This window comes from Chloroflexota bacterium (assembly GCA_020161265.1).
Classification (GTDB): domain Bacteria; phylum Chloroflexota; class Chloroflexia; order Chloroflexales; family Herpetosiphonaceae; genus Herpetosiphon.
The window spans coordinates 314,364-326,074 of record JAIUOC010000010.1 but is presented as its reverse complement, the minus strand read 5'-3'; the positions used below and the strand labels follow the sequence as shown (position 1 = coordinate 326,074).

Below are 11,711 nucleotides of genomic sequence, written 5' to 3'. Positions count from 1 at the left end.
GATGATCCACCGCCACCGCCACCTGCCGATCAGCCACCGCCACCTGACGATGAGCCGCCGCCACCGCCACCTGACGATGAGCCGCCGCCACCGCCACCCGACGATGAGCCACCGCCGCCACCAGCAGCAACACCTGCGCCGCCACCAGTAGCACCTGCATTATCGCCACCGCTACCACTGCCACCATCGGCGTTGCCGCCGCCACCACCAGCGCTAGCAGTGCCATTGCCGCCGCCAGATGGTGCGCCGCTGCCATCAAAGGTGATGCCTTTGGCAGCTTCTTCTTCGGCTTGGCCGAAAATTTGTGAGATTTGTTTGGTTACAGCGCTAGCAGTGGTTAAGGCTGTTTGCAAGCGCTTGAGGGTTGGGAAAACTTCATCGGTCATCTCAGCAAAGAATGCCTGAGCTGCATCCCCTTGCCAACCACCATTGCGAAGTTGCTCGTACATTTGGCGAATCATCGATTCCATCTGCACTTGTTGGTCGTGCAATTTTTGGAAGCGTGATCCAACTTGTTCCATGTCATCAGCCTTATGCTGGACGATATCTGCGGCCATGCAGCCTCCCTAGCAAGCACCGTCACAAATGCGACGGTAACAAAAAAATACCACGAACCCTCCACGATTCCTGTTCTCTCACAAGACGGGCCATACCAAATGGGATTTCCAAGACTTTGGACAAGAAAAAGACGATGGGTACTAATCCCTAGGCGGGATTAATACGCCATTAGAATACTAAATGAAGCTCTTACTTGTCAACACGTTTTTAAGAATGTTTCGGGGCAATTTTGCGGTTTGGGTTTCGATTTAACCAAAGACTTCGGGGAATGGGTAGCTATACCTATTTAACATAAACCAACGCCAACTCAGTAAGGCCAATGCAACCAGCAACAAGTCACACTTAATCCAACTAAAACACTGATTGCGCCGACGAATTGCCCGAACCAACCAGAGGCTAACAGGCACAATTAAGCCTGCCACAAACCACTGGATCACCAAAACCGTATCAGGAGCATAAGACCGGAATGGCTTGGGCTGAACGATATTCGCTGCTGGGAAAAAGGTAGCAAAACCCAATTAGTAAGCCAATCAGGCTATAGCCAAGTATTGTTAGTTGTTGTTTGATCATCTGCCTCGATCTGCTTTTCAAATGCATCAAAAACCCTTATCAAAGCCGTTGATAAGGGTTTTTAGTTGAGCATTAGCGATTTAGTTATTGCAATGGTGTAGCTGGCAAAACCAAACGTTGCTGCTCGGTCAAACTTGTACTATCCCAAATTAGGATAAATGGTTCTTTGCCGCCTGAGGCCAATTGGCTGCCATCAGCATTCCACGCCAAGCTGGTAACCCTCTCAGTATGGCCTTTGAGGCTGTTGCTGACTTGTTTGCTGGTCAGATCATACAACTCGATCAGGCCACTACTACTGCCAATCGCCAAGGTTGGAGCCATTGGATGAAAGGCCAAACCCGCAAACTGGTGCTCGCTGCTGCGATGTGTGGCATAGATTGTCCATGAACGGGTATCCCAAATTGCTACACCACCACCGTTTTTATCGCCGCTGCTGGCTGCTAGCCATTGGCCATCGTGGCTCCAAGCCAATTTGCCTGGTTGATAGTTAAGGCTGGCTTCTTTGAATGAATGTAATTGCTGACCACTGGCTACATCCCAAATCTGCACTACGCCACTAAAATCGTTGCTAGCCAGCAGTTGGCCATTGGGGCTGAGCGCAATTTCAACAATTGAGCCAGTTTTGGCTGGAGCACCAAAGGTTGTTGTTGCCGCCCCAGTCGCTACATCCCAAGCTTGGAGCATACTGCCTTTGTTGTAGGCTGCAATAATTTGCTGCTGATCAGGGGTGATTGCTAGGGCACTGACTTCAAAGGCAGTGGTTTGGCTAGGCAGTTGCAATGGTTTGGCATTCCACGCCAGGATTTTTTGGCCATCAGTGCTATTCCAGGTCGTCAGCGTTTTACGATCAGTGCTTACAATCAATGGCTCTGAATTTGAAAAGGCTAGGTAAATTTGTTTGGCGGCAAGGGTTTGTTCAATTGTGCTCGTAGCAAGATTCCAACGATAAACTCCATCGTAGCCAACCCCGACCAAAAGTTGTTGGTTGGGCAGAAACTGGAGCGCCACAATATCGCCGCGAAAGTTAACCCCTGGCCCGACATCAATGCCAATTGTAGGCAATGGATTAGAACTTGCAGTGCTACAGGCAGTTAATGTTCCAAGCATTACGCCGACCAGCAGCACAATTGATAATTGATTGCAGACAACGTTTGACATCGTTGGCGAGGGGTTAACATAACGCATGAACCTATTTTCCTTCTAAAACAATCAGCGAACTGACTTCAAACCAAACCCAACTTTGATCTTCGCAGATGTGTAAATCGAGGTTTTGGTCTTGATCGTGGACGAGGGTTTGGCGTTGGCTTTGTTTGCCCAAAAAGCCCAAAACATCGTACTCATCTTGGATTGAGAGCACATAGTAGGGCTGTTCACGGCTACCATCGCCAGTCATCAAAATTCCATCCATAACGGTTTTGGCCATGGTTGCTTCGCGCAAGGTGTTTTCCTTGTCACCAAGCTCGTTGTAGGCGGTCGCCAACAAATTATGTAGCCCAGGGCTAAGCAATGCGCCTGGCAACAAACTGCGTAATTGCCGAATGACCGTTGGGTAATCACCCTTGGTAAAAGCTGCACTGGCGACCTCGTTGGGCGAGATATTTGGCGAATAATTAGCACTCGCCATTACTGCCTCACGCAACGCCATAAAATGCTCACGCGATGGTTGCGACCAGTATTGATACGCTACATCATTTAATGTCATAACCTTGGTATCCTTGTGATTAAACTGTTATTTTGTTTTGCCGACTGGCGTTGGCGTTGGGGTGGCAGTCGGCGGCGTTGGCGTTGGGCCTGGTGTCGGCACTGGCACTGGCTCAGGCTTTGGCGTTGGAATATGACGCTCAAAATCACTCAAGGTCAAATTATCGCGATAGGTTTCGCCATAATTACGGGCATCAGTTTCCAATGGTTGGCTTTCATAGCCCGCAAAATCGCTTTCTGGGGTAATGTAGTTATTGAAGTTTTCGTGCCATTCGTTGGCCATCGCCTCAGTGACATCATTCATCGGCCATGTGGGTTCAGCTTGGATGCCAATTGAGCGCAAGAATTTATCGAAGTTGCTAGGGTTGGCTAAATTAGCCATTTGGCGTTGAACCTCATGGCGAACTTCATGGGCCACGGTATTCAAAACCCGATCAGGATCACCCATGTTATCAAGGTCGATAAACACGCCTTGATCATTGCGATAGCCGAACAAATCTAGGCCTGGTGGGTCGGCCAAATCGGAAACCGTGACTGGCACATGCTCAATCCCATATTTATCGCAGATTTCGTTGGAGATGCTTTGGAGCACCGCCGCTTGTTCTGCTGGAGTAAGGGTTGCCCACCGTGCACTAATCGCCGGATCAAGCCCACCGCCACCACCACCACCAGCATCAAATGACCCACCTTCAGCCGAAAAACTAGCGCCAGCGCCAGCCCCGCCACCAGCTGCTACGCCAGCGCCATCAAATTTAATCCCTTTGGCGGCTTCTTCTTCGGCTTGGCGAAAGGTTTGGGAAATTTGGGTGGTTAGGGCGCTGGCGGCGGTCAACGTGGTTTGCAACCGCTTGAGGGCGGGGAAAATGCTGTCATCCATTTCGCCAAAAAAGGCCACGGCAGCATCGCCCTTCCAATCGTTGCGCAATTGCTGATAGGTTTGGCGCAACATAGCTTCCATCTGGGTTTGCTGATCGTGCAACTTTTGAAAGCGCGTTGCCACTTGACCGAGCTGTTCGTAATCGCTTTGTACTACGTCTGCTGCCATCTTGGCTCCTTGTGATCGCCATGGAAAACCCATGACGCTAAAATAGCGGGTTTGCTGTGCAAACCAAAAAAAGAGGAATATAGCATCCTCCTAAACAGCTCGTCGTCCTAGAATCAATAAAACGGATAATGGAGCAGCAGCCTGGGGTGAGAGATTGTCTGCTACCCAATAATAGAGGGACTAACAGAGTGTTTAGGCGCGATGTTGCGTTCAGCATAGCCAACTATTCGCAGGTTTGTCAAGAGGGTTTAGCCTAGAATTTTGAGGGATTTTTAATTTCTACGCTTGGATATTCAGCCCTCTTTCCTTCAACGTGTAAGGAAAGAGGGCATTGGTCGTGATTAGGCCAACTGTTTATTCAAGTGATTAATTGGTCGCAATTGATAAAAACACATCACCAGCCGGAGTAATAAAAAAGCTGCCTGCATGGCTAGGGCTAAATACGGGGATGGCATCATAGACTGGCACTGTCAGCTTAAAAACATCGCCATCAGTCTCAAATGCATCACGAACTGATTGGGGATGCCATGGTTTAAAGGTTGATTCTTTCCATTGGACACTCCAACCCAAGGGCTGGGCTTGGGTTTTCAGCTGTTCAAGGTCAGCTGCCGCAAAGCTCATCACGGCCTCAACTTGCATATCGGTAGGGCCAGGTACTGAACGATCAGTATTAGGATTAAGAATCGTGGTTGTCCACTGAACGCTAGTTGGTTGGGCTGGTAAGCTAATAAATGCTGCCAAACCATCGAGATCAGTGCGAACTTGGGCCACTTCCACTGGCATTGATGACTCCTTCGTTACCGTTGGGCTAGCTGATTGAGCGGCACACCCAATTAAAAAACAACTCACAATTAATAATCGAACCAAACGCATTACCGTCCTACTTTCTCGCGAACCATATCATTGAGTGGGCGTTGGCTATCGCCTTCAGTCCGAATCCCACGTGGGGCAGGCCGTGGACTATTGATTCCACGACGATCACCAAGATCGCGACTATCAGGATCGGTGGTACTCATCCCAGGCAGTGGATCACCTTCGTTCCACTCAACCACACGCGTTGTATCGCCATAGTTCATATATTGATGGGCCAACCCGGTAATCTCAAAGCGACCATTGGCCGAATCGGGAATACCCGTTGTAATATCATTGGCACCTGGGTTGAAATTATAGCGATCCTCGGCATGGACTGTCATTTCCATGCGATAGTGGCGCGTACCATCGGGATTGATGGTCACCTGCACATTGGAGCTTGTCCAAGCGCTATGTGCACCAATCGCTTTTTGCCAATTTTCGGTTTCAGGGTACGGAAAGCGTCCATAATCAGGGTGGTTAGGGTCGCCAACCCCAACCGCATAGGCCCGATTTGAGGTCATCTGGAATGAATCGCGGCCAGGGCCAATATTCTCGGCTGCAAGCATGGCATCACGGGTCATATTATCGAGCGCCATCTTGCCACTAGGATCTTCAGCAATATATTCATCGAGATTAAAGCGTCGATCTGCTCCATTGCCATCTAAAAAGTGTTCATAGGCATCATTCGCGTCATCGAGATCTTTAATTCCAAGCCGAGTAGCGGCTTTAGAACCATGCAATAAAGCCCTCCATTCGGTCAGGGTGAGATAATCTTCGACCGTCGGCGAGGTTGGCTTAAATTTATCCAAAAAGCCATTATCATGATGAATATTTGGCCGTTGCGGTGGGCCAACCTTAAAATCGCCATAACTATCAGGCCCAACTGGCGTTGTCGGCCCGGCAGCTGCACTGGCATTTGCGGTCTCTGCCCCTGCTCCAGTTGCTCCAGCGGCACTAGCAGCAGCCCCAGCGCTTCCCCCACCATCAAATTTGATGCCCTTGGCAGCTTCTTCTTCGGCTTGGCGGAAGATTTGCGAGATCTGGGTAGTCACGGTGCTCGCCGTGGTTAAGGCTGTTTGCAACCGCTTGAGGGTTGGGAAAATACTATCATCCATTTCAGCAAAAAACGCCACCGCCGCATCACCCTGCCATGTGCTGCGTAGTTGCTGGTAGGTCTGGCGGACCATGGCTTCCATCTGGGTTTGGTGATCGTGCAGCTTTTGGAGCTGCTTCGCCACTTGAGCTAAGCGTTCGTAATCGCTTTGTACAACATCTGCTGCCATTTCGGCTCCTTGTCAGCGTTATGGGGTTGGCCATAACATTAAAATAGCGGGTTTGCATTGCAAACCAAAAATACACCTTACTCTTAGCAAACACCACATTGGTACGTTAGCCGAGTAGGCCACTAAATGAAGCAACGATGGTGGGCAGCGATGGATTTAGGGTTCTCTCAGATCTAAGTACTAATCAGCCACTAGGAGTAATGGCGCATGCAGCATAGCCAATGATCTTATGTTTTGTCAAGAGTGATCTTGATCAAGACATATGTGCTAAAATAAGGTTACTACATTGGTTACAAGGAGTTAAGTATGAGCGATACTGATCAAGAATGGGTTGAACGTTTAGAGGCAATCCAAGCGCAATTGGGCGATTTATATACCAATATCGAGGAACTACGCGGGATTGTACGCGAGGCTGGGCGCAAAACCGATGCCCAAGCTTTCAACGAGCCACTTGAGCGTTTAGCCCGTTATGGTCGCTTATTTAGTGATATTCATAGCAGTTGGACAGCCGTCGAATAAGCTAAAATGCCCCGCCGTTGGTAATTCCAGCGGCGGGGCAACCCTTAAGCTTTACGGCTGAATTTCAATTCGATAGTTGACAGCACTATCGCCATTAGTAATTTGAAGATAGTAATCGCCATCACCTTCGGGCGCGTTGAGGCTAGCGGGCGAACCAGCAATAATCGATTTGGCACTTTCGGCGTAATTACGCTCTTGATTATAGAGTTGCACATCGATCAAACCATCGCCGATCACCGTCACGCTAATTTTGCGCCCAAGGCTTGCTGGAATTCGCAGATAATCATCGCGATCATCGTTGCCAATTCGGCCTTCGATTGGCGATGCAGCAACCACAACCGCTGCTGGAATCTCATCGCCAGCATCTTTATTACTACCAGCATCATTTTGGGCGATGGTCACCAATTCAAGCTGATATTCGCCTTCACCCAAGACTTTGACAAACCAGCGTGGGCCACGTTCGCCAGGCAACGTTCGGCCAACCACAACGGGCGCATCACTGGTAAAATCGGCTTGATCCATATAGTTTTGCGAGTTATCCAAGGTTTGGATGGTTAGGCTACCTTGTTTGGTGCTGGCAGTCAGGGTATAGGCAAAGCCTGTTTGCGGCACTTCAACGCTAAAAATATCGCCGCGATCATCGCCACCAAGCATGCCAGTAATTGTGCCGGCCTCAACTTTCACTGCGCGATCGATCTCGTCGGGAGCATCGCCAGCGCTTGCTCCATCAGTTTGCGCTGTAAAATCTAAGGTCAAATCGTAGCTGCCCGTGCCATCGACCCGCACAAACCAACGGCCACCTTGCTCGCTATTCAAAATGCGGTTTAAGCTAACCGGAGTATTCGCTGAAGCGCTAGCATTATTCAAGTAGTTTTGAGTTTCATCGAACAACTGAAGCTGTACATCGCCATTAGTTTTAGCATCAACCGTCAATGTGCCACCTTTTTTGGGCACATCAAGGCTAAAATAATCGGTCATATCGGCATCGCCTAGGCTGCCAGCCAGCGTCCCAAACTTGGCATTGACCGCTTGACCAAAATCGTCGCCAGCATCGCCCTTGCTGCCCGCATCGGCTTGCTCAGCGGCAGAGCCAGTCAAACTAAATAAGGCATTGCCGCTGATTTCCCAGACCACCTGGCCGCCATTGGGCAGGCCAAATTGATAGCCCAACATGCCTGTTTCGCCTGGCGCAAGATTGATCGATTTTAGGAAACTTTGGTTTTTGTCATACAAAATGGCGCTGAGGCCTTGCGGCGATTGACCATCAACTTTGATCGTGCTGGTCACAACCCCACCACTTGGCACATCGAGTCGATAATAAAGATTTGATTCGTTCACACTGGCCTTGATTTGACCATCGAGCGGGGCGGCGCTCGCAAAGCTTGTGTTAGTAGCGCTGGCATCAACCGTGGCAACTGTATTATTGGGAGTGTTGGTAGCGGCGGCAGTCGCCGCCGCTGAAGTTGGCTCGCTTGATTGGGCGGTTGGCTCGCTGGCTCCACCACCACAAGCAACTAAAAAACTTGCTAAAAGCATCAATATGCTCAACCGTCGCATTGTTGTACTCCTTACAACAGCGATGGTTGGCGCATCGCTGTTAGCTTGATTGTTCTTCTTCGCTCATGCCGAGCACGTTATAGCCACCATCGACATACACGACTTCGCCAGTTACGCCGCTGGCCAGCTCCGAGCACAGCCACAAAGCCGTATTGCCCACATCTTCAATCGTGATTGCACGGCGCATAGGGTTGGCGCTGGTAAAGGCGCGATGTAACCGTCGGAAGTTGCCAATGCCCGAGGCCGAAAGCGTGCGGATCGGGCCAGCACTAATCGCATTGACCCGTAATCCATCGGGGCCAAGATCGGCGGCCAAATAGCGGACTGTGGCCTCAAGCGCGGCTTTGGCGACACCCATCACGTTGTAGTTAGGAATAACCTTCTCTGCGCCGTAGTAGCTCAAGGTCAAAATACTGGCGTTAGGATTGAGCAATGGCATGGCGGCCTTGGTGAGCGCTACCAACGAAAAAGCACTGACATCCATCGCGATTCGCCAGCCATCGCGGCTACTATTAACAAAGCGGCCCGAAAGATCTTCGCGTTTGGCGTAAGCCACGCTGTGCACCAAAATATCGAACGAGCCAAATTCAGCTCCCAGCCGCTCGAACAGCGTGGCAATTTGGGCATCGTCGCTCACATCGCATTGCTGCACAAAACTCACACCAAGCTGCTCGGCCAACGGGCGCACGCGGCGTTCTAAGCTCTCGCCAGCATACGAAAAGGCCAATTCGGCTCCAGCCTGTTTCAAGGCTTGGGCAATCCCCCAAGCAATTGAATGATCATTGGCAATTCCAACGATTAAGGCTTTTTTCCCTTTGAGCAAATCCATTGTGTCTCCTGAACTAGCACATTGTTCAGTGGCACGCCACCACTGTAACAAACCTCAACGGCAAATATATGACAAAACTTGTCAATCTCCCCTGAATGACATAAGTAGATTTAGGCTTGATTTGCTAGATCGAGTTGTTGGCAAACCCAACTCAAACTAGCCGCTAAATTTTCATCACAATAACGCCACGTATGGCCGCCTGGGCGTTCGCGGTAGATATGCGGAATATGCTGTTGGCGCAGCGCATGATGAAACAAGCGATTCTCCTCAACCAAAAAATCGTCAATTCCGCAATCAAAATGCATCGCCGGAATTGGCACGACCAATTGTTCAAGCATCCGAAACAGGCTATATTCTTGGCGAATGGGGCTATCGACTGGTCCGAAAATCACCATATTCGAGGGATCGTCGATCCAGCGCGGGGCATCAACTGCCCCACTATGGCTAAAAACGGCGCTCCAATGCTGCGGATAGCGCAATCCCAAGCGTAATGCTCCATAGCCGCCCATCGAAACACCGCCAATTGCGCGGCCCTCACGTTGCTTGATTGTCGTATACTGAGCATCAATCAATTGAGGCAACTCAGCGGCGAGAAACTCCTCAATCTGCTGGCCACCAAGGCCGTTGGCATAAAATGAGCGCCCACAATGCGGCATTACCACAATTAAGCGCGTCGCAGCAATATATTGCCGAATATTTGTATAATCCAACCAGCACATATAACTATCTGACAAACCGTGGAGCAAGGTTACGACCGGACAGGCAGGCCCGTCGGCTGAATGGTCGGGCGGTACAAGCACTGCGATCGGCACAACCATATCGAGCATCGTACTGCTGCAAGAAACGACCTCTAACTGATGCATGGTGGCTGCTCGCCTCCATCCGAGATGCTGGAACTAAGCCCAAGCATACCGCAGGCTTTAGCGGCTCGTCAACTACGCGGCGCGTCATTCCAACCAAATTTAGTTATGGAGTTATGGCAATGTATAAGGCAGGAGAGTTGGTCAAAAAATCGATCGTTCGGGTCGATACTGGTAATATCATCGGCTCAGTTGCCGATCTTTTGGTCAATCACGATGCGGGGCGAATCGTTGGGCTGTTAACCAGCACGGGCGGCCTGTTTCGCGAAGCGACTATCGTTGAATGGTCACAGGTATTGGTGTGGGTTGGCGATGTAATTTTGGTTAAAGCTGGCTGCGAAGTGCTGCGTGCCAATGCCATCCCCCATGTTCATGCCCTGCTCGAAAAGAAAATTCACCTCACGGGCACGCCCGCGATTGGCCGATCGGGCAATAAATTGGGAACGATTGGCGAATTATTGCTCGATGAAACTGGCCTGATTGTTGGTTATGTGATCACCCGTGGAGTGTTAAAAGGCGAACGTCAATATGTGCTCAGCAGCGGCATCGCGGGCATCGGCAGTGATGCAGTGGTAGTGCATGATGAAGCTTTGCGCGATACGCTCGAAGGGCTTGAGCAGATAATTCCCGACCCCAAATTGACCATGGTCATGCCATTAACTGGCACGCGTTTGAGCGTTGAAGCCCCAGCAACACCCGCCAATCCAGCCGAATCTAAGCCTAGTCCAACTGATATCCAACGTTTGTCCTCGAATGAAATTGATGCTATCCTGCGCGGCGATCAACCTATACCTGGAGCAACGAGTGAACATTGACGATCTATCAGCCACGATTGCCGAGCTTGATTCTGCCGTAATTCAGCAAGCTCAGCAACGCCAAGATCAACTGACCAAGCCGCAGGGAGCACTAGGCCTGCTCGAAACCTTGTCAATTCAATTAGCAGGCATCACACAGCAATGCCCGCCGAGCGTGCAAAAGCCGATGATTGTGGTAGCAGCTGCCGATCATGGTGTGGCTGAACATGGGGTGAGCGCTTATCCCTCAAGCGTCACAGCCCAAATGGTGGCGAATTTTTTGGCGGGCGGCGCGGCGGTGAGCGTTTTAGCTCGCCATGTCGGAGCCGAACTCTTAATTATTGATGCAGGTGTCCAAATCGCGATCACCAGCGAGGCTGCTAATTTTCGCAGCGAATGGCTTGGGGCTGGCACGCACAACTTGGCAATTGAGCCAGCAATGAGCCAAGCCCAAGCCCAATCAGCACTTGAACGCGGTATACGCATTGCCCATGAGTTGGCTGATGCAGGCCACGATTTGATTGCGCTCGGCGAGATGGGCATTGGCAATACGACCGCCGCCGCCTGTTTAACCGCGATCTATTGCCAGCAAGCTGCTGCTGCGGTTACGGGTCATGGCACTGGCGTGCAATCCGAGCACTATCAACGCAAAATTGAGGTTGTGGCCCAAGCCGTCGCCCGGGTTGGCAGCAATATTAACGGACTTCAGCCATTGAGTGAAGTTGGTGGCTTTGAAATTGGCATGTTGGTAGGCATTATTGTGGGTGCTGCACAGCGGCGCGTGCCAATTTTAGTTGATGGTTTTATCACTACGGCGGCGGCTTTGGTAGCCCAAGCGCTTGCGCCAAAGGCGATTGATTATTGTATTGCGGCGCATTGTGGAGCTGAGCCAGGCCATCGGATTGCGCTGCAACAATTAGGTTTGCGGCCATTGCTTCAGCTTGATTTACGGCTCGGTGAGGGCAGCGGCGCAGCGTTGGCGATTCCGTTGGTGCAAGCAGCCTGTCGCATTTTAAGCGAAATGGCTACCTTTGCTAGCGCCCAAGTCGATACTGCACTCTAAGCATCAAGCATTAGGTTTCTGAAAACACGACCTCGATTTGGGGCTTGGAGCAAGCCAGCAGCTCAAATCGAGGTCGGGCA

General features: G+C 50.7%; 13 protein-coding genes. 3 read left to right on the top strand and 10 right to left on the bottom strand.

Annotated elements, in window-relative coordinates; all coding sequences use genetic code 11:
* Positions 1-29 precede the first annotated feature (29 nt).
* From LCH85_22565 to LCH85_22535, 7 genes are all read right to left on the bottom strand, one after another.
* Positions 30-557 (bottom strand): WXG100 family type VII secretion target, encoded by a 528-nt coding sequence (locus LCH85_22565; protein ID MCA0354788.1) that lies wholly within the window; start codon positions 555-557, stop codon positions 30-32.
* Positions 558-806: 249 nt separating this feature from the next.
* Positions 807-1,076 (bottom strand): hypothetical protein, encoded by a 270-nt coding sequence (locus LCH85_22560; protein ID MCA0354787.1) that lies wholly within the window; start codon positions 1,074-1,076, stop codon positions 807-809.
* A gap of 136 nt (positions 1,077-1,212) precedes the next feature.
* Complete coding sequence (locus tag LCH85_22555; GenBank protein MCA0354786.1) at positions 1,213-2,313, bottom strand: hypothetical protein; 1,101 nt, start codon at positions 2,311-2,313, stop codon at positions 1,213-1,215.
* Between the two features lie 4 nt (positions 2,314-2,317).
* The gene (locus LCH85_22550; protein ID MCA0354785.1) at positions 2,318-2,830 is read right to left on the bottom strand and encodes a DUF4919 domain-containing protein; all 513 of its coding nucleotides are present in this window, start codon (positions 2,828-2,830) and stop codon (positions 2,318-2,320) included.
* Positions 2,831-2,857: 27 nt separating this feature from the next.
* Positions 2,858-3,874, bottom strand: a complete 1,017-nt coding sequence (locus LCH85_22545) for a WXG100 family type VII secretion target (protein MCA0354784.1) — start codon at positions 3,872-3,874, stop codon at positions 2,858-2,860.
* A 366-nt stretch (positions 3,875-4,240) separates the two neighbouring features.
* Positions 4,241-4,657, bottom strand: coding sequence for a hypothetical protein (locus LCH85_22540; GenBank protein ID MCA0354783.1), 417 nt, complete (start codon positions 4,655-4,657; stop codon positions 4,241-4,243).
* 89 nt (positions 4,658-4,746) lie between these two features.
* Positions 4,747-6,009: a WXG100 family type VII secretion target gene (locus LCH85_22535; protein MCA0354782.1), complete on the bottom strand. Its 1,263-nt coding sequence runs from the start codon at positions 6,007-6,009 to the stop codon at positions 4,747-4,749.
* A 306-nt stretch (positions 6,010-6,315) separates the two neighbouring features.
* On the opposite strand from LCH85_22535, the gene LCH85_22530 reads away from it, so the two are divergent.
* A complete protein-coding gene (locus tag LCH85_22530) occupies positions 6,316-6,528 on the top strand; it encodes a hypothetical protein (protein MCA0354781.1) in 213 nt (70 codons plus the stop codon).
* Positions 6,529-6,579: 51 nt separating this feature from the next.
* Here LCH85_22530 and LCH85_22525 read toward each other — a convergent pair whose 3' ends face one another.
* The 3 genes from LCH85_22525 to LCH85_22515 all read right to left on the bottom strand — a co-directional run bounded on the left by LCH85_22525 (position 6,580) and on the right by LCH85_22515 (position 9,777).
* Positions 6,580-8,085, bottom strand: a complete 1,506-nt coding sequence (locus tag LCH85_22525) for a pre-peptidase C-terminal domain-containing protein (GenBank protein ID MCA0354780.1) — start codon at positions 8,083-8,085, stop codon at positions 6,580-6,582.
* Positions 8,086-8,125: 40 nt separating this feature from the next.
* Entirely contained in the window at positions 8,126-8,914 is a 789-nt protein-coding gene (locus LCH85_22520) for an enoyl-ACP reductase (GenBank protein MCA0354779.1), read from the bottom strand.
* 110 nt (positions 8,915-9,024) lie between these two features.
* Positions 9,025-9,777, bottom strand: coding sequence for an esterase family protein (locus LCH85_22515; protein ID MCA0354778.1), 753 nt, complete (start codon positions 9,775-9,777; stop codon positions 9,025-9,027).
* Positions 9,778-9,896: 119 nt separating this feature from the next.
* Between LCH85_22515 and LCH85_22510 the strand changes: the two genes are divergently transcribed.
* Positions 9,897-10,589 carry a PRC-barrel domain-containing protein gene (locus LCH85_22510; protein ID MCA0354777.1) on the top strand — a complete coding sequence of 231 codons (693 nt, stop codon included), beginning with the start codon at positions 9,897-9,899 and terminating at the stop codon, positions 10,587-10,589.
* Positions 10,579-11,631 carry a nicotinate-nucleotide--dimethylbenzimidazole phosphoribosyltransferase gene (cobT, locus tag LCH85_22505; protein ID MCA0354776.1) on the top strand — a complete coding sequence of 351 codons (1,053 nt, stop codon included), beginning with the start codon at positions 10,579-10,581 and terminating at the stop codon, positions 11,629-11,631. The genes LCH85_22510 and cobT overlap by 11 nt, the downstream gene beginning before the upstream one ends.
* The last annotated feature ends 80 nt before the right edge of the window (positions 11,632-11,711 follow it).